The sequence below is a fragment of the Burkholderia sp. AW49-1 genome (genome assembly GCF_053427845.1).
Genome location: NZ_JBSAXF010000013.1, coordinates 112253 through 135660, shown reverse-complemented (window position 1 = coordinate 135660; position 23408 = coordinate 112253). Strand labels below are relative to the sequence as shown.

22 protein-coding genes are annotated in these 23408 nt (G+C 67.8%); 9 read left to right on the top strand and 13 right to left on the bottom strand.

Features of this window, described 5'->3' with window-relative positions:
- Nucleotides 1-356: 356 nt before the first annotated feature.
- The 10 genes from ACV22W_RS20700 to ACV22W_RS20655 form a co-directional block, all read right to left on the bottom strand.
- Nucleotides 357-1502: a TraB/GumN family protein gene (locus ACV22W_RS20700; RefSeq protein ID WP_448021385.1), complete on the bottom strand. Its 1146-nt coding sequence runs from the start codon at nt 1500-1502 to the stop codon at nt 357-359.
- The gene (locus ACV22W_RS20695; RefSeq protein WP_059819921.1) at nt 1495-2511 is read right to left on the bottom strand and encodes a peptide ABC transporter ATP-binding protein; all 1017 of its coding nucleotides are present in this window, start codon (nt 2509-2511) and stop codon (nt 1495-1497) included. Before ACV22W_RS20695 ends, ACV22W_RS20700 begins: the two co-directional genes overlap by 8 nt.
- Nucleotides 2508-3506, bottom strand: a complete 999-nt coding sequence (locus tag ACV22W_RS20690; RefSeq protein ID WP_059535050.1) for an ABC transporter ATP-binding protein — start codon at nt 3504-3506, stop codon at nt 2508-2510. The genes ACV22W_RS20695 and ACV22W_RS20690 overlap by 4 nt, the downstream gene beginning before the upstream one ends.
- Nucleotide 3507: 1 nt before the next feature.
- On the bottom strand, nt 3508-4425 hold the full coding sequence (locus ACV22W_RS20685; protein WP_059607393.1) for an ABC transporter permease subunit: 918 nt from the start codon (nt 4423-4425) through the stop codon (nt 3508-3510).
- Between the two features lie 4 nt (nt 4426-4429).
- Nucleotides 4430-5440 carry an ABC transporter permease subunit gene (locus ACV22W_RS20680; RefSeq protein WP_059691952.1) on the bottom strand — a complete coding sequence of 337 codons (1011 nt, stop codon included), beginning with the start codon at nt 5438-5440 and terminating at the stop codon, nt 4430-4432.
- A gap of 118 nt (nt 5441-5558) precedes the next feature.
- Nucleotides 5559-7187 carry an ABC transporter substrate-binding protein gene (locus tag ACV22W_RS20675; protein WP_059535044.1) on the bottom strand — a complete coding sequence of 543 codons (1629 nt, stop codon included), beginning with the start codon at nt 7185-7187 and terminating at the stop codon, nt 5559-5561.
- A gap of 312 nt (nt 7188-7499) precedes the next feature.
- Nucleotides 7500-8807, bottom strand: a complete 1308-nt coding sequence (locus tag ACV22W_RS20670; RefSeq protein WP_059703177.1) for an MFS transporter — start codon at nt 8805-8807, stop codon at nt 7500-7502.
- Nucleotides 8808-8995: 188 nt separating this feature from the next.
- On the bottom strand, nt 8996-9307 hold the full coding sequence (locus tag ACV22W_RS20665) for a high-potential iron-sulfur protein (RefSeq protein ID WP_059535040.1): 312 nt from the start codon (nt 9305-9307) through the stop codon (nt 8996-8998).
- A 149-nt stretch (nt 9308-9456) separates the two neighbouring features.
- Nucleotides 9457-10566: an NAD(P)/FAD-dependent oxidoreductase gene (locus ACV22W_RS20660; RefSeq protein ID WP_448021382.1), complete on the bottom strand. Its 1110-nt coding sequence runs from the start codon at nt 10564-10566 to the stop codon at nt 9457-9459.
- A 153-nt stretch (nt 10567-10719) separates the two neighbouring features.
- A complete protein-coding gene (locus ACV22W_RS20655; protein ID WP_448021380.1) occupies nt 10720-11700 on the bottom strand; it encodes an AAA family ATPase in 981 nt (326 codons plus the stop codon).
- A 227-nt stretch (nt 11701-11927) separates the two neighbouring features.
- On the opposite strand from ACV22W_RS20655, the gene ACV22W_RS20650 reads away from it, so the two are divergent.
- The 9 genes from ACV22W_RS20650 (at nt 11928) to ACV22W_RS20610 (ending at nt 20630) form a co-directional block, all read left to right on the top strand.
- Nucleotides 11928-12647 (top strand): nitroreductase, encoded by a 720-nt coding sequence (locus ACV22W_RS20650; RefSeq protein ID WP_448021378.1) that lies wholly within the window; start codon nt 11928-11930, stop codon nt 12645-12647.
- 146 nt (nt 12648-12793) lie between these two features.
- Nucleotides 12794-13282 (top strand): hypothetical protein, encoded by a 489-nt coding sequence (locus tag ACV22W_RS20645; RefSeq protein ID WP_448021376.1) that lies wholly within the window; start codon nt 12794-12796, stop codon nt 13280-13282.
- Nucleotides 13283-13287: 5 nt separating this feature from the next.
- Nucleotides 13288-14103: an endonuclease/exonuclease/phosphatase family protein gene (locus ACV22W_RS20640; protein ID WP_059448471.1), complete on the top strand. Its 816-nt coding sequence runs from the start codon at nt 13288-13290 to the stop codon at nt 14101-14103.
- Between the two features lie 56 nt (nt 14104-14159).
- Nucleotides 14160-14807, top strand: coding sequence for a LysE family translocator (locus ACV22W_RS20635; protein WP_448021374.1), 648 nt, complete (start codon nt 14160-14162; stop codon nt 14805-14807).
- A 227-nt stretch (nt 14808-15034) separates the two neighbouring features.
- On the top strand, nt 15035-15805 hold the full coding sequence (locus tag ACV22W_RS20630) for a ferredoxin--NADP reductase (RefSeq protein WP_059535031.1): 771 nt from the start codon (nt 15035-15037) through the stop codon (nt 15803-15805).
- A gap of 415 nt (nt 15806-16220) precedes the next feature.
- A complete protein-coding gene (gene rqpS / locus ACV22W_RS20625; protein ID WP_448021372.1) occupies nt 16221-17036 on the top strand; it encodes a quorum system sensor histidine kinase RqpS in 816 nt (271 codons plus the stop codon).
- 7 nt (nt 17037-17043) lie between these two features.
- A complete protein-coding gene (gene rqpR, locus ACV22W_RS20620) occupies nt 17044-17700 on the top strand; it encodes a response regulator transcription factor RqpR (RefSeq protein ID WP_448021371.1) in 657 nt (218 codons plus the stop codon).
- A gap of 176 nt (nt 17701-17876) precedes the next feature.
- Nucleotides 17877-19283 carry an amino acid permease gene (locus ACV22W_RS20615; RefSeq protein ID WP_448021369.1) on the top strand — a complete coding sequence of 469 codons (1407 nt, stop codon included), beginning with the start codon at nt 17877-17879 and terminating at the stop codon, nt 19281-19283.
- Nucleotides 19284-19604: 321 nt separating this feature from the next.
- Nucleotides 19605-20630, top strand: coding sequence for an XdhC family protein (locus tag ACV22W_RS20610; protein ID WP_448021367.1), 1026 nt, complete (start codon nt 19605-19607; stop codon nt 20628-20630).
- Nucleotides 20631-20712: 82 nt separating this feature from the next.
- Here the strand turns inward: ACV22W_RS20610 and ACV22W_RS20605 are convergent, their stop codons facing one another.
- The 3 genes from ACV22W_RS20605 to fliK form a co-directional block, all read right to left on the bottom strand.
- Nucleotides 20713-21447 (bottom strand): PepSY-associated TM helix domain-containing protein, encoded by a 735-nt coding sequence (locus tag ACV22W_RS20605; RefSeq protein WP_448021365.1) that lies wholly within the window; start codon nt 21445-21447, stop codon nt 20713-20715.
- 266 nt (nt 21448-21713) lie between these two features.
- The gene (locus tag ACV22W_RS20600; protein WP_059703167.1) at nt 21714-22034 is read right to left on the bottom strand and encodes an EscU/YscU/HrcU family type III secretion system export apparatus switch protein; all 321 of its coding nucleotides are present in this window, start codon (nt 22032-22034) and stop codon (nt 21714-21716) included.
- Nucleotides 22031-23383, bottom strand: a complete 1353-nt coding sequence (gene fliK, locus ACV22W_RS20595; RefSeq protein WP_448021363.1) for a flagellar hook-length control protein FliK — start codon at nt 23381-23383, stop codon at nt 22031-22033. The genes ACV22W_RS20600 and fliK overlap by 4 nt, the downstream gene beginning before the upstream one ends.
- Nucleotides 23384-23408: the final 25 nt, after the last annotated feature.

Below are 23408 nucleotides of genomic sequence, written 5' to 3'. Positions count from 1 at the left end.
CGGACGACGGAACGTCGCTTATCCGCAAGTCTGTCGCATGCATTTGTTGTCCCGACGATGTTTGGCCCCGCCGTGCATGCAGACACTCCGCGGCCGGCACGATCATCACGTGCCGGCTACGCTAACCCCGCGCTTTGTTTTCTGCTACCCCGTAGAACTTTTTCTATTCTTTTCAATTTTTCAACTTGTGGGATGAAGAATAGAGATCGGCAGAACCGGATGTCAATCGTTTTAAACGCTATTTCCTGAGGATTCAAGGGTTTTCCTTATCGAATCGCGCGGCCGCACAGGCGCCTCGCAGCGCGTGCGTATCGCCGATCAAACAGGGGAGGATCGGTGCGCGGCGCCCGGCGCGATCAGTTCGCGTCGACCTGATACCCTTGCTGGCGCAACAATTCGAGCACGCCGCGCGGGCCGCCCAGATGCAGCGCGCCGATGGCGACGAATACCGGCCGGTTCGGCGCAGCGATTGCCGTCATCCGTGCAACGAAGCGCCGGTTGCGTTCGTACAGGATCTTGTTGTCGATCGACGCCGACAGCGCCTTCGAACGGGCCAGCCGCTCGCTCTTCGCGACCGCCCACGCCGCGATCGCATCGGCGTCGCCAATTTGCCACAGCCGGTGCAGCGCCTTGATGTCGTCGGCGTTCTGCGCCGGCGTCTGCACCATGTCCTGCGCGAGCATCTCGCGCTGCTCGGCGAGCGTCAGCCCGGTGAACGCGCGCATCTGCTCGGCGAGTGTCTCGAGCCCGATCACGCGGCCACCCTTCTTCTTCAGGAATACGTTCTGAAGTTGCGCCTCGGTGCCGTATTCCGTCTGCAGGCCAGCCGACAGCGAGTCGTAGGTTTCGACGACCAGCGCCGCGAGCCACGGCCGCATCCGGCGGATCTCCGCGAGCGCAGCCGGATTGCCGCGCAGGCGCCCCGCGAGGCGCTGCCACAGCGGCTCCGGCAACAGGCGCTGCAGGCACGGGTAGCGGCACACGCCGTACTTCGACACGTCGTCCTGCGATTCGAGCAGATCGTCCGGCGACAGCTCGAGCGCGAGCGTCGGCGACGCCGCGAGCGCGCCGAGAATGCGCGGCCGGAACGGCTGAGCGGGCGGATAGTCGGACGGGTCGCCCGTATGCAGCGTGCCGAGCACGTACAGCGTGACCTTGCCCCGGGTGGCGACATAAAACGGCATGCGTGCGGGCTGCACGCGCACCGTGCCGCGCGCGACCGTGCCGTTCGACACGGACGGCGCATGGAAGCCCGGCAGGCTCATGCCGGGCGGCGGAACCTGCGACGGACGGATCGGCGAACTCGCCGGCACGCGCCCTTCGGCGCGCACCGACTCGACGGGAACGACGAGGCCGGCCGCCACGCACGCGCCGGCCAGCGCCGCGCCCGTGACCGTGCGCACGCTCCAGCGCCGTGCGTTGCGGCACGCGCGCATCACGCGCGCGCTGCCGGCCCCCCAACGGCGCACGCCGGACGCGCGCGCCGCCAAACCATCAGGCATTCGCCTCCCCCACCTCCTCGGCGCGATGGCAGGCCACGCGGCGTCCGTCGACGTCGCGCAGCTGCGGTTCCTCGACACGGCAACGCTCGACCGCGTACGGGCAGCGCTGGTGAAACGCGCAGCCCGACGGCGGATTGAGCGGCGACGGCAGCTCGCCCTGCAGCTTGATCTGCACGCGGCGGTCTTCCTCGAAGATCGCCGGCGTCGCCGACATCAGCGCGCGCGTGTACGGATGGCGCGGCCGCGCGTAGATCGTCGCCTTGTCGCCGAGCTCGGCGACGCTGCCGAAGTACATCACCATCACGTCGTCGGCGACGTGCTCGACCACCGACAGGTTGTGCGAGATGAACACGTAGCTCGTCTTGAACTGCTCCTGCAGATCCATGAACAGGTTCAGGATCTGCGCCTGGATCGACACGTCGAGCGCGGACACCGGCTCGTCGGCGACGACGATCCGCGGATCGAGGATCATCGCGCGCGCGATCGCGACCCGCTGGCGCTGGCCGCCCGAGAACATGTGCGGATAGCGCTTCGCATGCTCGGGCCGCAGGCCGACCGTGCGCATGATCTGCGCGATGCGCGCCGCGCGCTCGGCGGCCGTCAGGTTCGCATTGATCTCGAGCGGTTCCGAGAGCGTCTGCTCGACCGTCTTGCGCGGGTTCAGCGACGCGAACGGATTCTGGAACACCATCTGCACGCGGCGGCGCAGGTCGGCGACCGTCTCGCGGCTCGCGCCGGCCACGTCCTTGCCGTCGATCGTCAGGTGGCCCGAGGTGGGCGTCTCGATCATCGTGAGCTGGCGCGCGAGCGTCGATTTCCCGCAGCCCGATTCGCCGACGACGGCGAGCGTCTTGCCGCGCTTCAGCGTGAACGACACGCCGTTCAGCGCCTTCACCGTGCCCTGCCCGAACATCCCGCGCTTGACCGTGTAGTGCTTCGCGAGCTGGTCGGCGACCAGCACCGCTTCCTCGTCGTGCGGCACGCGAGGCGTTTCTTGGACAGCATTCATCGTGCGCCTCCCGTCAGGTCGAGGTTGGAAACATTGAGCGGCTTGATACAACGCGCGCGCATCGCATCGTTGGCCGGCACCAGCGTATCGAGCGCCGGGCGCGCCTTGCGGCAATCGTCGACGACGTACTTGCAGCGCGGCGCGAACAGGCACCCGGACGGGCGATCATCGCGGCCGGGCACCATGCCCGGCAATGCGGCAAGGCGACGCGCCCCCTGATTGTGCTCGGGAATCGCCGCGAGCAGCGCTTCGGTGTACGGATGATGCGGCGCGCGGAAGATATCCGGCACGCGATTGGTCTCGATGACCTCGCCCGCATACATCACCGCGACGCGCTGCGCGACCTCCGACACCACGGCCAGGTCGTGCGAGATCAGCACGAGCGCCATCCCGCGCTCCTTCTGCAGCTTCACGAGCAGATCCATGATCTGCGCCTGGATCGTCACGTCGAGCGCGGTGGTCGGCTCGTCGGCGATCAGCAGCTTCGGGTTGCACGCGACCGCCATCGCGATCATCACGCGCTGGTTCATCCCGCCCGACATCTGGTGCGGGAACGCCGTGATGCGGTTCTTCGCGTCGGGAATGCCGACCTGGTCGAGCAGTTCGAGCGCGCGCCGGTGCAGCGCGTCGCCGCGCAGGCCTTCGTGCAGCTTCAGCACCTCCTTGATCTGGTAGCCGACCGTGTAGCTCGGATTCAGGCTCGTCAGCGCGTCCTGGAACACCATCGCGATGTCCTTGCCGACGATCTTGCGGCGCGCCTTCGGCGACGCCTTCAGCAGATCCACGCCGTTGAACGTGACCTCGTCGGCCGTCACCTTGCCGGGCGCGTCGATCAGGCCCATCAGCGCCATCATCGTCACGCTCTTGCCCGAGCCCGATTCGCCGACGACGCCCACCACCTCGCCCGGCGCGATCGACAGGTTGATCCGGTCGACAGCGGGCAGGCCGTTGAAGTTCACCGCGAGATTGCGGATGGTCAGAAGATTCTGGGTCATGTCAGGCCATCCGCTTCAGTTTGGGATCGAGCGCGTCGCGCAGCCCGTCGCCGAGCAGGTTGATCGCGAGCACCGAAATCAGGATCGACAGGCCGGGCATCGTCACGATCCACCATGCGTTGTCGATGTAGTCGCGCGCGGACGCGAGCATCGCGCCCCATTCCGCGGTCGGCGGCTGCACGCCGAGGCCGAGGAAGCCGAGCGCCGCCGCGTCGAGAATGGCCGACGAGAAGCCGAGCGTCGCCTGCACGATCAGCGGCGCCGTGCAGTTCGGCAGCACCTGGGAGAACATCAGGCGCAGCGTGCCGGCACCGGCCACGCGCGACGCCGTCACGTACTCCTTCTGCAGTTCGCCGAGCGCCGACGCACGCGTGAGACGCACGTAGGCCGGCAGCGCGACGATCGCGATCGCGAACATCGTGTTGGTGAGGCCCGGGCCGATGATCGCGACGACCGCGACCGCGAGCAGCAGCGACGGCAGCGCGAGCAGCACGTCCATGATGCGCATCACCGGCGTGTCGGCCCATTTCTGGAAGAACGCGGCGACCAGCCCGAGCACGATGCCCGGGATCAGCGCGAGCACGACCGACACGAAGCCGATCCAGAACGACATGCGCGCGCCGAACATCAGGCGCGAAAGGATGTCGCGGCCCGCTTCGTCGGTGCCGAGGATGAACTGCCAGTTGCCGCCCGCGAGCCATGCGGGCGGGATCTTCACGTAGTCGCGGTATTGCTCGACCGGGCTGTGCGGCGCGATCAGCGGCGCGAGGAGCGCGACCAGGATCAGCACCAGCACGACGATGCCGGCGCCGACGGCGCCACGATTGCGCGAGAAGTTGGCCCAGAACTCGCGCAGCGCGAGCGCACGGCCGCCGGCCGGCGCGGATTCGCTCGGCAGGGTATTTTGCAGATTGCTCATGGAATTACCTCGTGTGGCGGATGCGCGGATTCAGCACGCCGTACAGCAGGTCGACGACCAGGTTCACGACGATCACGAGCGTCGCGATCAGCAGGATGCCGCCCTGGACGACCGGATAGTCGCGACGGCCGATCGCATCGATCAGCCATTTGCCGACACCGGGCCACGAAAAGAGCGTCTCGGTCAGCACGGCGCCGGCAAGCAGCGTGCCGATCTGCAGGCCGATCACGGTGACGACGGGAATCAGCGCATTGCGCAGCGCATGCACGACGACCACGCGCGCGGGCGACAGCCCCTTCGCACGGGCGGTGCGGATGTAGTCCTCGCGCAGCACTTCGAGCATCGACGAGCGCGTCATCCGCGCGATCACCGCGAGCGGGATCGTGCCGAGCACGATCGCGGGCAGGATCAGGTGGCTGACCGCCGACTTGAACGAACCTTCGTCCGGCGCGAGCAGCGCGTCGATCAGCATGAAGCCGGTCGGATGCGGGAAGTCGTATTCGACCGCGATGCGCCCGGATACGGGCGTCCAGCCGAGGTATGACGAAAACACCATGATGAGGATCAGCCCCCACCAGAAGATCGGCATCGAATAGCCGGTGAGCGCGGTGCCCATCACGCCGTGATCGACGACCGAGCCGCGCCGCAGCGCGGCGATCACGCCGGCCGGCAGCCCGACGGCGAGTGCGAACACGAGCGCGCACAGCGACAGCTCGACGGTCGCCGGGAAGCGCGCGAAGAATTCGCCCGCGACGCTGGTGTTGGTGATGATCGACGTGCCGAGGTCGCCATGCAGCGCCCGGCCGATGTAGTGGACGTACTGCAGGGGCAGCGGCTGGTCGAGCCCGAGGCGTTTCATCGCCTCCGCATGCATCGCGGGATCGACGCCGCGCTCGCCCATCATCACTTCGATGGGGTCGCCCGGTATCAGGTGAATCAGCGCAAACGCCAGGATGGTGATGCCGATGAAGGTCGGGATCACCATCCCCACGCGGCGCAACACGAATGTGAACATGATGCGTCTCGTATTTTCTTGTGGGAAATGTGCGACCGGCGACGAGGGGCTTTTGGCCCCTCGCCGCCGGATGATTTCAAGCCGGTCTTCTTGATGACGACAGCTTAGGCCAGCCCGGTTACTTCACGCTGACACCGTCGAAACGCGCATAGCCGAGCGGCTCGATGCGCATGTCGACCACGTTCTTGCGCACCGGCTGGTAGACCGTCGAGTTCGCGATCGGCGAGAACGGCAGCTGCTGCGCGAAGATCTGCTGGGCCTGCATGTAGATCTTCGTGCGCGCGTCCTGGCCGGTCGTCGTGCGACCCTTCTGGATCAGCTCGTCGAACGGCTTGTAGCACCAGTGCGAGAAGTTGTTGCCCTTGATCGCCTCGCAGCCGAGCAGCGTGCCGAGCCAGTTGTCGGGGTCGCCGTTGTCGCCCGTCCAGCCGATCAGCATGGTGTCCTGCTCGCCCGTGTGTGCGCGCTTGATGTACTCGCCCCACTCGTACGTGACGATCTTCGCCTTCACGCCGATCTTTGCCCAGTCGGCCTGGATCATCTCGGCCATCAGGCGGGCGTTCGGGTTGTACGCGCGCTGCACCGGCATCGCCCACAGCGTGATGTCGAAACCGTTCGGATAGCCGGCCTTCGCGAGCAGCGCCTTCGCCTTCGCGGTGTCGTTCGGCGCCATCTTCAGGTTCTTGTCGTACGACCATTGGGTCGGCGGCATCGGTGCGCTGGCGGCCTGGCCCGCGCCCTGATAGACGGATTCGAGGATCGCCTTCTTGTTGATCGCCATGTCGAGCGCCTGACGCACTTCGAGCTTGTCGACCGGCTTGTGCTCGACGTTGTACGCGAGGTAGCCGAGGTTGAAGCCCGGCTGCGACGGCATGTCGATGCCCGAGTCGGCCTTCAGCGTCGCGATGTCGGCCGGACGCGGATAGCTCATCACCTGGCATTCGTTGCGCTTGATCTTCTGCACGCGCACGCCCGGGTCGGGCGTGATCGAGAAGATCAGCTTCGACAGCTTCACAGCGCCCTTCTTCCAGTAATCAGGATTCCCGTCGAAACGGATCGTCGCGTCCTTCGTGTAGCTGCGGAAGATGAACGGGCCCGTGCCGACCGGCTTCTGGTTGATGTCGGCGGCCTTGCCTGCCTTCATCAGCTGATCGCCGTATTCGGCCGACAGGATCGACGCGAATTCCATCGCCATGTTCTGGATGAACGGCGCGTTCGGCTCGGCCAAGGTGAACTTTACGGTGTACGGATCGACCTTCTCGACCTTCGTGATCAGCTTGTCGAGGCCCATGTCGGTGAAGTACGGGAACGACACCGGGTAGGCCTTGCGGAACGCCTGGTTCGGATCGAGCATGCGCTCGAACGAGAACACGACGTCGTCCGCGTTGAACTCACGCGTCGGCTTGAAGAAGTCGGTCGTGTGGAACTTCACGCCATGGCGCAGGTGGAACGTGTACACCTTGCCGTCGGACGAGACGTCCCACTTCTCGGCGAGGCCCGGCTCGACCTTGGTGCCGCCGCGCTCGAATTCGACGAGGCGGTTGTAGACGGTGAACGTGGCGGCGGTGAAATCGACGCCGGTCGTGAATTGCGCGGAATCGAAACCCGCCGGGCTGCCTTCTGAGCAGTAGACGAGCGTTTTGTTCGGGATCTGTGCGAATGCAGAACCCGCGACGCCGAGCGATGCCGCTGCCACGCCTGCAATGGCGGTAACACGCAGGGTGTGCAACAGACGGTTGTATTCCATGTTTCCTCCAGGTCTCCAGATCGGAACCGGTCCCCCCTGGGGCCGGGTACGCGGATATTACTTGAGCTAGCGATTTTGCAACAAGCTGGAGAAAAAACTCTTCTAGACGCATTTGCGCGGGTTTTTGCGGATGTCTCGCGCATGCAAAAAGTGCGTCTGCGCGCGCGAGCGGCGAATTCGTTCATCCCGCGCGTGTTTCCTTCGACAACTAAACAATTCGTACGCGCGCGCGAACGATCGCCGCGCCGATTTCGGGGCCAAGGCCCGCATCGTTGCGGATTTCGAAATGACGGTCGCGCTGCAATGCGGCCGTCAGGCCGGCGCGTCGAGATCCGCGCTGCGCGCGGGCACGAACGCGACCGCGACGATCGACAGCGCGAGCCCCGCCATCACGTAATAGGTCGGTGCGAGCGGCGTGCCCGTCACCTTGATCAGCCACGTGACGATGAACTGCCCGAAACCGCCGAACAGCATCACCGCGACGTTGTACGCGATCGACAGCCCCGTCGAGCGCACGTTGGCCGGGAACAGTTCGGCGATCATCGCGCCGAACGGCCCGTAGTAGCCGGCGAGCGTCACCGACAGCACGGCCTGCACCGCGATCAGCCGCCCGATGCTCGGCGCCGCGTCGAGCCACGCGAACAACGGATACATCAACGCGAGCGTCAGCACGAGGGACCACAGCGACAGCCCCTTGCGGCCGATGCGGTCCGACCACGCGCCCGCGACCGGCGACAGCACCATCAGCAACAGGTTGCCGACGATCACCGCATAGAACGATTCCGCATACGGCAGCTTCAGCTGCTTCACCGCGAAGGTCGGCAGATAGCTGATCAGCACGTAGATCGTCACCGTCAGCGCGATCACCGAGCCGAGCCCGCACAGCACCTCGCGCGGATGGCGCGTGAACACTTCGCCGAGCGTCGCGCGGCGGGCGCTTTGCTGCGCGTGCAGGAATGCTTCGGAATCCGCGAGATGACGGCGGATGTAGAAGCCGATCGGGCCGATCATGAGCCCGAGGATGAAAGGCACGCGCCAGCCCCAGCTGCGCAGCGCGTCGTGCGACAGCCCGCGCGTGACGGCCGCGCCGACGAGCGCGCCGATCAGCAGCGCGGCCGCCTGGCTCGCCATCTGCCAGCTGCCGTAGAAACCGCGTTTCGAGAACGGCGCGGCTTCGATCAAGAGCGCGGTCGCGCTGCCGAATTCGCCGCCCGCCGAGAAGCCCTGCAGCAGGCGGCCGAGCACGATCAGGATCGGACCGCCGATGCCGATCGCCGCATAGGGCGGTGCGATCGCGAGCAGGAAGATGCCGGCCGTCATCAGCAGGATCACGAGCGACAACGCGGCCTTGCGGCCCGCGCGGTCGGCGTACAGGCCGAACACGATGCCGCCGATCGGACGCATGAAGAACGCGACGCCGAACGTCGCGGTGGTCAGCAGCAGCGACGAGTATTCGCTGGTCGTCGGAAAGAACAGTTCGGCGATCACGACGGTCATGAAGCCGAACACCGTGAAGTCGTACCACTCGAGCGCGTTGCCGATCACGGCCGCCGCAACGGCCCGCCGGTTCAGCGCACGCTCGGGCCGGACCGTTTTCGTTGAATTCGCAATCGTCGCCATGCGAGCCTCGTCCTCGTGAATTCGCCATCGGGTGGCGCGGCGCACGGGGGGCCGCGGCGCGCTGGTTTGCAGCGAGTGTAGAAAGCGACGGAACCGTTTTCAAGCATAAAAAACGCCCGCCATCGTCCGATGGCGGGCGTTTTGCGGTTTTCGCCACATTGCGGCATCGCACGATGCCGCCGCGGACGTCAGCCCATCTTCGTGAATGCGCTGCACCAGCCCTTCGCCGATACCTGCTTGCCGGGGAATGCGCCGCACGGGCCCGAAGCCGAGCCCTTCTTGCCCTGATACAGCATGCAGGCCGCGCAATCCTGGCCAGCTGCGTATTTCGGATACTTCGTCTTGTCGACCTTCGTGGCATCGGCCTTGTAGCCGAGCGCCACCGCGGCCGGATCCGTTTCCGACAGCATCGGCGCGTCGGCCAGCGCTTCGCGCGACAGCGCCAGCGCGGACACGGCACCAATGCTCGTAATCAGGAAACTCCGACGGGATGTTTTCATGGGGGACTCGCTCCAACGTTATCGGTTTGAAAGCCGTTCTGGCGACGGCCGTTCGACAGAATAACGCTCAAGCGAATGAATGTGCGCGCCGAAATGCCGGAAATAAGGGATTTCACACGGCCGGCCCGCACGAATGCGGGCCGCGTGCGTCACGCATGTGACGTCATGTCGCCGACGCGCTGCGCGAGCGCGAGCGACGCGGTCAGCCCCGGCGATTCGATGCCGAACAGGTTCACGAGCCCGCGCACGCCGTGCTGCGCCGCGCCCTGCACGATGAAGTCTGCCGGCGGCTCGCCGGGCCCCGCGAGCTTCGGCCGGATCCCCGCGTAGGCCGGCTGCAGTGCGTCGTCGGGTAGCCCCGGCCAGTATGTGCGGATCGACGCGTAGAACGCCGGTGCGCGCGCCGGATCGACTTCGTAGCGCAACGCATCGACCCACTCGACGTCCGGGCCGAAGCGCGCCTGCCCTGCCAGATCCAGTGTCAGATGCACGCCGAGCCCCGCGCGGTCGGGCATCGGATAGACGAGGTGCGAGAACGGCGCGCGCCCGGACAGGCCGAAGTAGTTGCCGCGCGCGAGATAGAGCGGCGGTACCCAGCGCGGGTCGAGCCCGCGCGTGCGGCGCGCGAGCGCCTGCGCGCCGAGGCCCGCGCTGTTGATCACGCACGCGGCCTCGATTTCGGTCGGCGCGTCGCCGCCGGTGCGCACCACGAAGCGGCCGCCGCGCAGCACGTCGATCGACTCCACCGGGGATTTCAGCGCGCACATCGCGCCGTCGCGCTCGGCGTCGCCGAGCAGCGCGAGCATCAACTGGTGACTGTCGACGATACCTGTGCTCGGCGAGAACAGTGCCTCCGCGCATTCGAGCGCGGGCTCGAGCGTCTGCGCCTCGGCACGCGTGAGCGGCATCAGGTCGAGCACGCCGTTTTCCGCCGCGCGCGCGCCGATCGCCTTCAACTGCTTCACCTGCGCGGCGCTCGTCGCGACGAGCAGCTTGCCCACGCGCCGGTGCGGCACGTGACGGGTCTCGCAGAACTCGTACAACAGGTCGCGCCCGTGCACGCACGACATCGCCTTCAGCGAACCGCGCGGGTAGTAGAGCCCCGCATGAATCACCTCGCTGTTGCGCGAGCTCGTGCCCGTGCCGATCGCGTCGGCCGCCTCGAGCACGATGGTTTCGCGCCCGCGCGCGGCCAGTTCCCGCGCAATCGCAAGACCGACGACACCCGCGCCGATCACCACACAGTCCATCTGCTCCATGGCGTTTCGCGTCGCTTACGCATCGAGGGGAGAGAAGAGAATTGTACGTCCCGGTTCATTCGCTTGCCGAACGCATCCGTATCGGCCCGCACGCGCCGCGCAGCGACGCACGGCGCGATGCGTCCAGGTCGCGGCGACGCGCGCGCCGCCGCCTCAGAATCCGATCGGCCGGCGCTTCGCCGCCCCCTCGTCGGCGCGGATGTCGGCCGGTGCGATCACGTCGCGGCCGTCGAGCCGCGCGGCGCCGAATGCATGCAGCAGCGCACGGCGCATCGTGCGCGGCGGCGTCGCGGCCAGCACGTCGAGCGCGTCGCCGTCGAGCGTATCGGGAAAACGCCGCCCCCACGCGTGCGACGTGCGGATCTCGCCGTAGATCGTCTGCGCGATCCGCCGCGCGCCGGCCGCATCCGGCGGCGCGATCTCGTACACGTTCATGCGGTTCAGCAACGGCTCCGGAATCGCTTGCGCATCGTTGGCGGTCGCGACCCAGATCACGTTGCCCGCATCGATCGGCACTTCGGCGAATTCGTCGACGAACGCGCGCGCGGTGTCGTGCTCGAGCAATGCGTACAGCGCGCCGAGCGGATCGTATTGCGCGTCGCTGCCGGCCTTGTCGATCTCGTCGACCGCGATCACCGGGTTCGCATAGCTGCCGTTGACGAGCGCATCGAACACCTTGCCGGGCTTCGCATTCTTCCATTGCGACGACGCGCCCGACAGGATCCAGCCGGCCGTCAGGGAACTCATCGGCACGTAGTGATATGCGGTGCCGAGCAGTTGCGCGAGCGCCTTCGCGAAATGCGTCTTGCCGATGCCGGGCGGCCCGAGCAGCAGGATCGGCATCAGTTCGAGCCGGTCGTCCGTCTCGAGGCACAGCGCGACCTGCTTGCGCACGTCGTCGAGCGGCTCGGTGAAATTGGGCAACGCGTCGCCGAGTTCATCGAACGACGGCATCCGGTTCGGCTTCACGCAAAAGCGCAGATTGCCGGTCTTGAGCATGCGCTCGTAGGTGGCGCGCAGTGCGTCGCTCGCGCTCTCGTTCAGGTCGTTCAACGCCGTCTCGACCTGCTCGAGGTCGTACACCGTGCTGAAGGACGCCACCGCCAGTTCCTGTTTCACCATCGCCGTCGTCATACCAACCTCGCCACCGCTACCGTCACACGATCATCGGACCCTTACGATTTCAGTGTAGCGATCCCGCATCGGCGTGCAAGCAAGCAGCCGCCCCGGTCTGCTGCTAACACCGCGCGCGCACTGCAGCGCCGCGCCGCGCGGCGTATGATCGATGGTTCACCGGCCGCCGCGCCGGCCTCGCCACGATGCCCGCACGGCACCGTGCGCTTCGTTTCGAAGGTATGCCGATGTCCGTCCCCGCTGCCGTCCCGCGCGTCGACACCGACGCGATCCGCGCCGTCGACGCCGCGCTCAAGTCGCGCCGCGCGATTCGCGCGTTCCTGCCGACGCCCGTGCCGCGCGACACGCTCGAGGCAATCCTCGAAGCCGCGAGCCGCGCTCCGTCGGGCACCAACATCCAGCCGTGGCGCGTGTACGTCGCGACCGGCGCGACCCGCGACGCGCTCGCCGCGGCGCTCACCGCCGCGTACGACGACCCGGCCCGCGACGAAAAATACGTCGCCGAGTACGACTACTATCCGCGCGAATGGGTGTCGCCGTATATCGACCGGCGCCGCAAGGTCGGCTGGGACCTGTATGGTCTGTTGAACATCGGCCACGACGAAAAAGCCCGCATGCACGCGCAGCATGCGCGCAACTTCCGCTTCTTCGATGCACCGGTCGCGCTGTTCTTCACGCTCGACCGCGTGATGACGCACGGTGCGTGGCTCGACTGCGGCATGTTCCTGCAGGGCGTGATGACGGCCGCGCGCGCACGCGGCCTCGACACCTGCCCGCAGGCCGCGTTCGTGCCGTTCCACCGGATCGTCGCCGAGCATCTCGGCATGCCGGCCAACGAGCAGCTCGTCTGCGGGATGTCGCTCGGCCATGCGGACCCGGACGCGATCGAGAACCGCCTCGTCACCGAGCGCGCGAGCGTCGCGGAGTTCGCGCGCTTTTTCGCTTGAAAACCCGTGTCGCGGCCCTACCTTTCGATCAGGACCGGATCGTGCGGCGAACCTGCGGCGATGCGTCCTGTCACACCACCGTCCAGATCGATCGGGCGTAAGATGTCCGTCCGTTCCTCGCTACCCCGCGTTTCCGGAGAAGTTTCATGCTGAAACACGGCCTGGCCGTCCTGCTCGCGAGCGCCGCGCTCGCGGCCCATGCGCAGAGCCCCGCACCGGCCGTCGTCGCGTGGGAGATCCAGGTGGTGCGCGACGGTCAGACGATCGACACGTTCCAGCAACGCACCACCGTAGGCCAAACCCGTACCGACACCCATCGTTATCCGTCCGCCGTGCCGGTCGGCTGCGGCAATGCCGCGCGCGTCGTGCCGACCGAGCGCTCGCGCTCGGTGACGGTCGCGCCGCTCACCGTCGACGACGCCGCGCGCACGGTGTCGCTCGCACTCGACGTGCAGGAAACCCTCGACGACGAAAACGCGACGCGCAGCGATCCGTGCCTGCCCGCGTCGCCGCGGCAGATCGTCGCGAGCCATCCGGGCCTGTCGGTCGGCGGCGACGCATGGACCGACTGGACGCTCGTCGAGCAGCGCCCGCATCTCGTCTACCGCGTGCGCGCGCACGTCGCGAAGGACTGAACGCCATGTCCGCCGACGCCCTGTCCTTGCCGTTCGCCGAGCCGCACGCCGCGCCCGACGAAATCACCGCGGTCAGCTGGAACCTGCACAAGGGCCGCTCGCCGCTCGGCTTCACCGCATGGAACGCGATGCGCAACTGGATGCAGTCGACGCACGCCGACGTGTATTTCCTGCAGGAAGCGATGGCGCGCCGCATGCCGCGCCCGATGCTCGCCCCCGGCTTCGGCGCGCCGATGGACGACGCGGTCGACGACGTGTGGCATTGCCAGGCCACCGAGATCGCGCAGGCGCTCGACTGGCAGATCGCGCTCGGACCGAACGTGTTCAAGCCGTCGTGGCGGCACGGCAACGCGATCCTGTCGCCGCATCCGCTCGACCTCGGCGGCCGCTGGGACATCTCCGCGCACCGCTTCGAGCGGCGAGGGCTGCTGGTCGCGCGTGCGACGCTCGCGGGCGCACGGCCCGTCACGCTGCTGTGCGCGCACCTCGCGCTCACACGCGCGGCGCGGCTGCGCCAGATGCACTGGATCGCGCACTGGATCGTGCGCAACGCCGGCGACGACCCGCTCGTGCTCGCCGGCGACTTCAACGACTGGCGCAACGATTCGGTCGCGCTGTTCGGCGAGATCGGGCTGTCCGAGGTCGCGACGCTGCTCGGCCAGTCGGGCCGCACGTTCCCCGCGTTCTCCCCGGCGCTCGCGCTCGACAAGATGTTCGTGCGCGGGCTGACGCCGCTCGAATGGCAGGCGCCGTCCGGCGAAACCGCGTGGCTGTCGGATCACCTGCCGTATATCGCACGGCTGCGCCTCGATCCGCAGTGATGCGGTAGCGCGCTGCGCTACAGTAACGTTTTGCCCGCTCCGCCGCCGCGCCCGCCATGAGTTACCTTCCGATCCTGCTGCAAATCGCCGTCGTCTACCTCGTCGCGGCGATCACGCCCGGCCCGAACTTCTTCATGATTTCGCAGCTGTCGCTCGCGGGTCGGCGCAGCCTCGGCGCCGCGTCGGCGCTCGGCGTCGGCACCGCATCGGTCGCGTGGGCGACGCTCGCGATGCTCGGTCTCGCGGCCGTGCTGCATCAGGTCGAATGGCTGTACGAGACGATCCGGATCGGCGGCGCCGTCTATCTCGTCTACTTCGGCATCAAGCTGCTGCGCGCCGGCGTGCGCCGCGACCCGGCACCGGCCGACGTGCCGGACGCGCACACGCCGCTGGCCGCGCCGCATGCGCGCGACTACCTGCGTGCGTATCGCGGCGGGCTGTTGACATGCCTGACCAACCCGAAATCCTGCGCGTTCTGGACCAGCGTGTTCGCGGCGATGCTGCCCGCGCACGTGCCGCTGTGGTTCAACGGCGCGGTGCTGATGACGATCGGCGTGCTGTCGGCCGGCTGGTATACGTGTGTTGCGTTCCTGTTCGCGAGCCCGCGCGCGCAGCGCGGCTATCGCCGCGTGCGGCGTCCGCTCGACGCGCTGTGCGGCGCCGCGCTCGTCGGCCTGGGCGCGAAGCTCGCGGCCGATCGATGAAAGCTCGTTGAAATATTTCGTTGCGCCAAATCCGCGCAGCCGCGCGGGTCAAGCCCGCATCTGCCCCAAGCAGGGTAAAATAACGAGTTCCTCAAACGTCTGTCATCGAGAAGGCGCGTGTCCGACGCGCCGGCCGGCCGATCCGCGATCGGGCCGACGCACTCGGTTTTTTTGCCCGTTTTTGGGCCCGTTACACGCGTCCGCTACGCGCGTCCGTTTTCAAAGCCATGAGCAAATACGACACCGCCACCGTCCAATCCGTCCATCACTGGACCGACACGCTTTTCAGCTTCACCTGCACCCGTGAGCCGAGCCTGCGCTTCAACAACGGCGAATTCACGATGGTCGGCCTCGAGGTCGACGGCAAGCCGCTCGCGCGCGCCTACTCGATCGTCAGCCCGAACTACGAAGAGCACCTCGAATTCTTCAGCATCAAGGTCCAGAACGGCCCGCTGACGTCGCGCCTGCAGCACCTGAAGGTGGGCGACTCGGTGCTGATCGGCAAGAAGCCGACCGGCACGCTCGTCGCCGACAACCTGCTGCCCGGCAAGACGCTGTGGATGCTGTCGACCGGCACGGGCCTCGCACCGTTCATGTCGATCATCCGCGACCCGGACATCTACGAACGCTTCGACAAGGTCATCCTGACGCACACCTGCCGCCTGAAGGGCGAGCTGGCGTACATGGACTACATCAAGCACGACCTGCCGGGCCACGAGTACCTCGGCGACATCATCAAGGAAAAGCTCGTCTACTACCCGACGGTCACGCGCGAGGCGTTCGACAACGAGGGCCGGATCACCGACCTGATCGCGACGGGCAAGCTGTTCACGGACCTCGGCGTGCCGGCGTTCTCGCCGGAAAACGACCGCGTGATGCTGTGCGGCAGCACCGCGATGCTGAAGGACACGACGGACCTGCTGAAGCAAGCCGGCCTGGTCGAAGGCAAGAACAGCGCGCCGGGTCACTACGTGATCGAACGCGCATTCGTGGACTGATCGAACCCCGAATTTGTGCCACGTCAAGAACCGGAGCAAAAGCTCCGGTTTTTTTTCGTCCCTACTTGGCGAATTCGTAACAAGCCACGATCATTTCATGTCAAATCGTTACATTTGGATACGGGCGATCCGAGTGCTTTCGCGTCAGTGTTTTTCCTACAACAGCTTCACTCGGATTATTCACATTTACCCTTAAATGTCCGCCCAGCATGACGTTTTCCAAATTTTTGAGATATTATTCGCCCCGCGTGGTCGCCGATCGGGCGACCATTTGAGGGTCGGACTCAAACGTTACAAGATGTAACTTTTGTTACCTCGGCACGGGGCGATTCTCTGGCGGGTGCCGTCATCGAAACGGCAGCCGATCCACGCAGCCAGCCGGTGTCTGAACCGCTTTCTGACAGCAGGGAGAGTCATGGATACGTCGCTCAACGCGCCCACGGGCGCTCACGCCCCGTTCCCGTCGCAACCGCTCGTGCACGGCTGCGACGCGGCCGCGCCCGCGGCCGAAGCCCTGCCCCAACGCGACACGTCCGCCGCCCGGATCGCGGCGCTGTCCCTCCAGCTGATGGTTGCCGACGAGGCGGCCCGCCGCCATCTCGCCGGCGAGCTGCATGACGGACTCGGCGCCGAACTCACCGCCGCACGTTTCGCGCTCGCAAACGTTCAAACGTGGCTGCCGGCCAACGCACCGGACGGCTGCCTGCGCGCGCTCGAGCTGGCGCAGCAGGCGCTCGATTCCGCCACCGACGCCAACCGCCGGCTGATCGACGAGCGCGACACGCCGGCACTCGACGGCGGCGTCGTCGGTGCCCTGTCGTCGTGGGTCGACAGCCACACGGCCCGCACCGGCCTGCGCACGAGCTTCGTCTGCGCGGCCGACGCACGGCTCACGCAACTCGGCGGCCCCGGCGCGCTCGCGATCTTCCGCGTCGCGCAGGAAGCGCTGTCGAACGTCGCGAAGCATGCGCGCGCGACGTCCGTCGACGTGCAGATCCACACCGACGACTCACATATGTCCCTGATCGTCACCGACGATGGGACCGGTTTTGCTCATGGCCGGCGCGCCGGCTACGGCCTCGCCGGGATGCGCGCACGCTGCGAGGCGTTCGGCGGCAGCTTCGACGCGAGCGCACCGGAAGCGGGCCGCGGCACGCGCGTGACCGCGCGCTTCGCGTGGGACTCGCTGTTCGCGGTGCCGGCCGCCGCGCGCCGCGCGTCGCTTTCATGAGGCCGTCATGAGCCTGAACATCCTGCTCGTGGACGATCACGCGATCGTCCGTCAAGGGATCCGCCACCTGCTGATCGACCGCGGCATCGCACGTAACGTGATCGAAGCCGAGACCGGCAGCGATGCGGTGGCCGCCGTCGACCGCCAGGCCTTCGACGTGATCCTGCTCGACATCTCGTTGCCGGACACGAACGGCATCGAGGTGCTCAAGCGCATCAAGCGCAAGCTGCCGAGCGCGCCGGTGCTGATGTTCTCGATGTACCGCGAGGACCAGTACGCGGTGCGCGCGCTGAAGGCCGGCGCGGCCGGTTACCTGTCGAAGACGGTGAACGCCGCGCAGATGATCGGCGCGATCCAGCAGGTCGCGGCCGGCCGCAAGTACGTGAGCCCGGCGATGGCCGAGGCGCTTGCCGAATACGTGTCGTTCGAGAACGAACCGCTGCCGCACGAGAAGCTGTCCGACCGCGAATACCAGACGCTCTGCATGCTCGCGTCGGGCAAGCGCCTCACCGACATCGCGAACACGCTGTCGCTGTCGGTGAAGACGGTCAGCGTGTACCGGTCGCGGCTGCTCGAAAAGATGCGGCTGTCGAACAATGCGGAACTGACGTTCTACGTGATGAGCAACCGGCTCGTCGACATGGCGCCCGCGTCAGGCGCCTGACTCATCGTCCGCGCCGGCCCCGGCGCGCCGAACGCCGCACACAAGCACTTGTTTTATCGGACGATTCTCGAGCGCACTGCTGCGTCGCAGCGGGTCTTCCACGCCAAATCGGCTAAAATTGCGGGTTTTCACTCACTCGGCGCCGCCGCGCTCGCGCGCGCTGGAGACCATCCGCAATGTCCCTCTTCCGCAAGAAAAACGTCGATCGCATGATCGCCGGCGCGCACGGCGCCGGGCTCAAGAAAGCGCTCGGCGCAATCGACCTCACCTTCCTCGGCATCGGCGCGATCATCGGCACCGGCATCTTCGTGCTGACCGGCACGGGCGCCGTGCAGGCCGGCCCCGCGCTGATGCTGTCGTTCGTGATCGCCGCGATCGCGTGCGGTCTCGCTGCGCTGTCGTACGCCGAATTCGCGTCGACGATTCCGGTCGCGGGATCGATCTACACATACTCGTACGCGACGCTCGGCGAGCTGGTCGCCTGGATCATCGGCTGGGATCTGATGCTCGAATACGGCCTCGCGGCGTCGGCCGTGTCGGTCGGCTGGTCCGGCTACCTGCAGTCGCTGCTGCAGGGCTTCGGGCTCACGCTGCCGACCGTGCTGACGGCCGCGCCCGGCGCGATTCCGGGCGTCGTCACGTGGTTCAACCTGCCGGCATTCCTCGTGATGCTGGTGATCACGACGCTGCTGTCGATCGGCATCCGCGAGTCGACCCGCATCAACAACATCATGGTGTTCATCAAGGTGTCGGTCGTGCTGCTCGTGATCGCGGTCGGCATCTTCCACGTCACGCCCGCGAACTGGAAGCCGTTCATGCCGCACGGCTGGAATGGCGTGTTCGGCGCTGCGGCCGTGATGTTCTTCGCGTTCATCGGCTTCGACGCGGTGTCGTCGGCGGCCGAGGAAGTGAAGAATCCGAAACGCGACCTGCCGATCGGCATCATCGCGTCGCTCGCGGTGTGCGCGGTGCTGTACGTGACGGTCGCGGCGGTCGCGACCGGCATCGTGCCTTCGGCGCAGTATGCGAACGTGTCGCACCCGATCTCGTATGCGCTGCAGATCGCCGGCGAGAAGTGGGTCGCGGGCTTCATCGATCTCGGCGCGGTGCTCGGCATGCTGACCGTGATCCTCGTGATGAGCTACGGCCAGACGCGGATCATCTTCGCGATGTCGCGCGACGGGCTGCTGCCGGCGGCGCTGTCGCGCGTGCATCCGCGCTACGCGACGCCGTTCCTGACGACCTGGCTCGTCGGCCTGTTCTTCGGGCTGATCGCCGCGCTCGTGCCGCTCAACGTGCTCGCCGAGCTGATCAACATCGGCACGCTCGCCGCGTTCTCGATGGTGTCGATCGCGGTGCTGGTGCTGCGCCGCACGCACCCGGAACTGCCGCGCGCGTTCCGCTGTCCGGGCGTGCCGGTAGTGCCGATCCTCGCGGTCGGCGCGTGCCTGTTCCTGATGCTGAACCTGCAGCCCGTCACGTGGGCCGCGTTCGGCATCTGGCTCGTGATCGGCCTCGTGATCTACTTCCTGTACTCGCGGCATCACTCGAAGCTCGCGCACGGTCAGCACGACACGCATTGACCGCCGTCGCTGCGCGCGCACGCCGCGCGCAGCGGCACGACGCCACGCCGGGCCATCACCGGCCCCGTGCGCGCCCCCTCCCCGCCCGAACCGTCCGGCCATCGGCGCCCCCCGCGCGGCGCGCGGCGCACGACGCACGACGCGCGCCGCCGCGCCCCGCACGCGCGCGATCGCTGCCCGATCGTCTCGATTTCTTGCCCGATCGTCCGGATTTGCCCGCACGATTTGCACGCTGCCAGCACGCGCGCGCCGGGCGGTTCATAATCCGGCCATCGAACGACGGCCCGGCCCGGCGGGCCGTCCGGCAACAGGAACAGGATGATGGAAAGCGTCGATCTCGATGTACTGAAATCCAGCGCGCGCTGGCTCGACGAAGGGCGCCGCGTGCTGCTCGTGACGGTCGTGAAGACGTGGGGCTCGTCGCCCCGCCCCGAAGGCGCGATGCTCGCGGTGCGCGAGGACGGCCTCGTGGTCGGCTCCGTGTCCGGCGGCTGCATCGAGGACGACCTGATCGCCCGCGTGCACGCAAGCGGGATCGCGGCCGATGCACGCCCGGAAGCCGTCAAGTACGGCGTGACGGCCGAGGAAGCGCACCGATTCGGGCTGCCCTGCGGCGGCACGATCCAGCTCGTGCTGGAGCCGCTCACGCGCGACAGCGGGATCGCCGCGCTGTGCGCGGAAGTCGAGGCCGGCCGCCTCGTCACACGCACGATGACGCTCGCGACCGGCCGCGCGTCGCTGTCGCCCGCGCAAGCAACCGACGGGCTCGCGTTCGACGGCGAGCGGCTCGTGACGATCCACGGGCCGCGCTACCGGATGCTCGTGATCGGCGCGGGGCAGTTGTCGCGCTATTTGTGCCAGATCGCGGTCGGACTCGATTATCAGGTGACGGTCTGCGATCCGCGCGAGGAGTACACGAATGCGTGGGACGTGACGGGCACGCGCGTCGTGCACACGATGCCCGACGACACGGTGCTCGACATGAAACTCGATGCGCGTTCGGCCGTGATCGCGCTCACGCACGACCCGAAGCTCGACGATCTCGCACTGATGGAGGCGCTGAAGACGCCCGCGTTCTACGTGGGCGCGCTCGGCTCGCGACGCAACAACGCCGCCCGGCGCGAGCGGCTGCTCGAATTCGACCTGAGCGAGGCGGAACTGGCTCGGCTGCACGGACCGGCCGGCATCTACATCGGCAGCCGCACGCCGCCGGAAATCGCGATCTCGATCCTCGCCGAGATCACGGCCGCGAAGAACAACGTATCGCTGCCGACGATCCTGCAAGTCGAGGGCGCGAAGGCCGCACGCGAGATCGCGGCAAACAGCGGCGCGAGCTGCGGCCTCTGAGGCCGGTCGCCCCGGGGGCGCAGGGGCGCGCCGCCGGCGCCGTCGTGCGCCGGCGGGAAACCGGTGCGCGTCGAGGGTGACGTCAGGCGAGACCCGCGGCGAGCGCCGCGGCGACGGAGCCGGCCACCAGCACGACGCCGACGGTGCGGCGCTTGTTCAGCTCCGTCCACAGCAGCACGCCCGTCAGCGACAACAGGATCAGCGAACCCGCGATCGTGTCCATCAGCAGCACCCAGCCGAGATTCATGCCGACGCCGCGATGCAGATTGTTCAGCGTCGTCAGAAACGTATTGCCGGTGCGCTTCACCGATATGTAGCCGTTGCCGACCCAGTATTCGGCCTGCAGGTTCTGGTGCGGACCGAACAGGCCCATCTGCCAGTGCTCCGGCTGCATCACGCGCTTGTCGCCCCAGGCGACCGGCTGCGCAGGCTCCTTGCGCACGCGGCCCGGCCGGCCGTCGAAGTGCAGTTCGTGCTGCAGCCACTTCGTCATCGCGGCCGGCGACTTCGGCGCCGGGTCCGGCAACGCAATCTGCATCTGCTCGACCTGCGGTTCGCCGGTCGGGATCTTCAGCGGCGGCGCACGGTGGTTGAGCAGCACGCCCGTCACGCCGAACAGCAGCCCGAGCACCGCGCCCCAGAGCCCGACCCAGCCATGCACCTTGCGCAGCCATTTGATGAAGGTCGCGCGCCGCGAGCGCTGGCGGCGCGCCGCCAGTTCGGCGTCGCTCAGGGGCCGCGCCGCCGGGTGCAGCACCGTGACGCCCGCGGTGGGCCTGCCCGCCTGCGGCGGGGCGATCGTTTCGGGCGCGTTCACGCGAGAGTGTCCATTCGTTCAAAGCAACGGGCGGCGCACGGAAAACGTGCGCCGCCCGGATAACATGAAAATGAGAATGGATATCATTACACAAATGACGCGGCCGCTCAATCCGCCGGCGCACGTCGGGCCGACGAGACAATCCGGCGATAACCGACGAAGCTCGCATATTGCACGCCGATCTGGGTCAATAAAAGAGAAATGCCGGTGAAATGATCGCGAAAGTCCGGGACAGGATTTCGCAAGAAAAACGGCGCGGCGAACGCTCAGCGGCGCAGCGGCGGTAGCGGAAAATGCGGCGCGGCGTCGCCCGGCCCGGGCTCGGTCCGATCGAGCGCGTACAGCCACGCCAGCAGATCCGCGACGGCCTGGTAAAGCTGCGGCGGAATCCGGTCGTCGAGATCGACCTGCATCAGAAGCGACACCATCTCCGGCGCGGTATGCACGTACAGCCCGGCATCCCGCGCACGAGCGACGATCATTTCGGCGAGCAGGCCGTACCCCTTCGCGACCACGCGCGGCGCGGCATCGCCCCCCTTCGGATCGTAGACGAGCGCCGCCGCGCGCTTGCGGGAGGTCATGCTCATCGCGGCACCTCGTCGTCGGCGCCCGGTGTGCCGCCGGCCGCGCTGCGCGCATACGCGGCGGCGGCCGCCTGCACGACGAGCGGGTCGAAGCCGTCCGGTTCATCACCGACCGCACGGATCGACAGTCCGCCGAGCTGCAGCCCCGATCCCTCGAACCGCTGCCGCAGGGCGGCCTCGTTCCGCGTGAGCCGGTCGGCGCCGGCCGAATTCGCGCGCAGTCGCGCGACGAGCTGCGCGCCGTTCAGCACCAGCTCCGCGTCGACCGTGCCGAGCGACGGCAACGTGAGCGTCAGCCGCGTGCGCCATGCGATCCCGTCGCCTGCGTCGTCGCCGCCGCGCGACGCGTGGCCGCCCGGATCGTCGGGCTCGATCGTCCAGTCGAGCCGCGCGCCGGGCCATGCCTCGCCCGCCCAGCGGAACTGATCGGTCGCGAGCGCATCGAGTTGCTGCCGCACGATCGGCACGGCGGCCGGATGCACGGGGGCCGGTGCCTGCGCCTGCGGATCGGCGGACGCGGCGGCCAGGTCGGCGCGCGCGGGCGTCCAGCGTGTGTCGGGGCGGTCGCCGAGCGAGTTGGTCGTCGCGGCCGTCGCCGACGCCGCACCTTGCCGAGCGGCGGCAGCCGCGTTCTGGGCAAGCTCGCGCGGCATTGCACCGCCCGACGCGGGCGCGCCCGGCTGCGTGGCCGTTCGCGCCGCCGTCGGCAGCGGCAGGCGCTGTGCGAGCAGTTCGTCGAGCACGTCGGGCGCATCGCGCTGCGCGGCATCCGGGGCGGGCTGCACCGGCGCGGCCGTGAGGCGCGCCTGCGGTTCGCGCATCAGCGCGGCGAGCGGGCGCTGGCCGGCCAGCCACTGCGCGAGATGGGATTCGTAAAAGAGGCCGCTTTCGCTCACGGCCTGCGCGAGCGCCGCACGCAGCGCCGCGACGGGCGGCGCGGCCGCCGCATCGCGCACAGCCACGACGTCGGAGGCCGGCGTTGCGGTGGAAAACGCGGCGGCGGACGCCGCCGGACCGGCGGCCTCCTGCTCGTCCGGCGGCACGGCCGCCGCCGTGCTCAGCAACACGGCAGGATCGGCCAGCAGCGGCGTGCGCCCGGCGACCACGGGCGTCGCGACGCCGCCCGAGCGCGAGATCGCGTCGAGCACGAGCGCGACATCGGACAACGCCGTCTGCGCGGATGCCGGCGGCGGCGCCGGCGGGGCCCCGGCCGAAGACGGCGACGGCGCGCCGGCGCCCGGCGTGCCGACCTGCGCAGTCGCGCCGCCGGCGGGTGCCGTCACGGGGCCGGTCAGCAGGCTGTCGAGGCGACTCGCCAGCAGGGCGGCCGCAACGGAGTCGATACCGGTCATGATCGGAGCCTGCTCACCTCAGCGA

Excerpts from the sequence above, each read along its gene's own strand:
- ACV22W_RS20695 (WP_059819921.1), bottom strand. The coding sequence starts at position 2,511 with ATGAATGCTGTCCAAGAAACGCCTCGCGTGCCGCACGACGAGGAAGCG.
- ACV22W_RS20650 (WP_448021378.1), top strand. The coding sequence starts at position 11,928 with ATGTCCGTCCCCGCTGCCGTCCCGCGCGTCGACACCGACGCGATCCGC.
- ACV22W_RS20670 (WP_059703177.1), bottom strand. The coding sequence starts at position 8,807 with ATGGCGACGATTGCGAATTCAACGAAAACGGTCCGGCCCGAGCGTGCG.
- ACV22W_RS20600 (WP_059703167.1), bottom strand. The coding sequence starts at position 22,034 with ATGAGCATGACCTCCCGCAAGCGCGCGGCGGCGCTCGTCTACGATCCG.
- ACV22W_RS20655 (WP_448021380.1), bottom strand. The coding sequence starts at position 11,700 with ATGACGACGGCGATGGTGAAACAGGAACTGGCGGTGGCGTCCTTCAGC.
- ACV22W_RS20685 (WP_059607393.1), bottom strand. The coding sequence starts at position 4,425 with ATGAGCAATCTGCAAAATACCCTGCCGAGCGAATCCGCGCCGGCCGGC.
- ACV22W_RS20615 (WP_448021369.1), top strand. The coding sequence starts at position 17,877 with ATGTCCCTCTTCCGCAAGAAAAACGTCGATCGCATGATCGCCGGCGCG.
- ACV22W_RS20680 (WP_059691952.1), bottom strand. The coding sequence starts at position 5,440 with ATGTTCACATTCGTGTTGCGCCGCGTGGGGATGGTGATCCCGACCTTC.
- ACV22W_RS20690 (WP_059535050.1), bottom strand. The coding sequence starts at position 3,506 with ATGACCCAGAATCTTCTGACCATCCGCAATCTCGCGGTGAACTTCAAC.
- rqpS (WP_448021372.1), top strand. The coding sequence starts at position 16,221 with ATGGATACGTCGCTCAACGCGCCCACGGGCGCTCACGCCCCGTTCCCG.
- ACV22W_RS20675 (WP_059535044.1), bottom strand. The coding sequence starts at position 7,187 with ATGGAATACAACCGTCTGTTGCACACCCTGCGTGTTACCGCCATTGCA.
- rqpR (WP_448021371.1), top strand. The coding sequence starts at position 17,044 with ATGAGCCTGAACATCCTGCTCGTGGACGATCACGCGATCGTCCGTCAA.
- ACV22W_RS20700 (WP_448021385.1), bottom strand. The coding sequence starts at position 1,502 with ATGCCTGATGGTTTGGCGGCGCGCGCGTCCGGCGTGCGCCGTTGGGGG.
- ACV22W_RS20630 (WP_059535031.1), top strand. The coding sequence starts at position 15,035 with ATGAGCAAATACGACACCGCCACCGTCCAATCCGTCCATCACTGGACC.
- ACV22W_RS20645 (WP_448021376.1), top strand. The coding sequence starts at position 12,794 with ATGCTGAAACACGGCCTGGCCGTCCTGCTCGCGAGCGCCGCGCTCGCG.
- ACV22W_RS20610 (WP_448021367.1), top strand. The coding sequence starts at position 19,605 with ATGGAAAGCGTCGATCTCGATGTACTGAAATCCAGCGCGCGCTGGCTC.
- ACV22W_RS20635 (WP_448021374.1), top strand. The coding sequence starts at position 14,160 with ATGAGTTACCTTCCGATCCTGCTGCAAATCGCCGTCGTCTACCTCGTC.
- fliK (WP_448021363.1), bottom strand. The coding sequence starts at position 23,383 with ATGACCGGTATCGACTCCGTTGCGGCCGCCCTGCTGGCGAGTCGCCTC.
- ACV22W_RS20640 (WP_059448471.1), top strand. The coding sequence starts at position 13,288 with ATGTCCGCCGACGCCCTGTCCTTGCCGTTCGCCGAGCCGCACGCCGCG.
- ACV22W_RS20665 (WP_059535040.1), bottom strand. The coding sequence starts at position 9,307 with ATGAAAACATCCCGTCGGAGTTTCCTGATTACGAGCATTGGTGCCGTG.
- ACV22W_RS20660 (WP_448021382.1), bottom strand. The coding sequence starts at position 10,566 with ATGGAGCAGATGGACTGTGTGGTGATCGGCGCGGGTGTCGTCGGTCTT.